A 727-nucleotide genomic window follows, 5' to 3' on the forward strand; every position below is an offset into this window, starting at 1 on the left:
TTCCGAACCCGGAAGCTAAGCCCCATCGCGCCGAGAGTACTGCGGGGCCAGCCCGTGGGAGGCCAGGGCGCCGCTGACCGGTGGACGGCACCGAGCCGTGCGCTTGGACTGAGAAGGGGGAGGCCTCGCGGCCTCCCCCTTTTTTGCGTTTGTATTGATCCGTGGCTCTAGATAGTTGATTTCTTTATTCTGAAGTCGCAATAGCATATGAAGTGGGTTGATTCTTTTCGAGGCCTGTTTTTGGGACTCGTTCTTTACAGTCCGCACTTAGGAACGCTCCTTTGGCTGGTTGCGTATTTCCTAGATGGATCTCCCAATTTAGATTACAAATCAATCTTTTCTCGCGTTTCACGTCTTTCGGCTAGGATTGCACACTAATGGGGCTCCAGCGCTGTCTGGCGGGGTCCTTTGTCGCGTAAAGGCTTTATAAGGGGAACCGTCGCAATCTATCTCCTAGGTGCTATTTAATTCTGGTTTGGGTATATAACCGATACGTATACATCGGACAGCATAAACACCGAGGTCATACGGTCTGTCTGAGATATATGATCGTCGATTAGACCCTGTCGGATTCCAGGGCCCTCTGGTTCATTTGTGAACAAAATATGGAGTGCGTGATTCCCGCCCCGCGGGCCCCTCCGGTCTGGCAATATATCTCCTTGCCGCGCGGCCCGGTCGGACCGGGAACCGGCGCAGGCGTGCACCTTGAGAACCGGATACTGCGAGG

The 727-nt window shown here is 54.2% G+C and carries 1 rRNA gene; it reads left to right on the plus strand.

Features of this window, described 5'->3' with window-relative positions:
* A 5S ribosomal RNA gene (rrf, locus tag ACTQW0_RS08500) occupies window positions 1–79 on the plus strand; the annotation flags it as partial.
* Window positions 80–727 lie beyond the last annotated feature (648 nt).

This window comes from Collinsella sp. LCP19S3_B7, assembly GCF_052121795.1.
Taxonomy (GTDB): Bacteria; Actinomycetota; Coriobacteriia; order Coriobacteriales; family Coriobacteriaceae; genus Collinsella.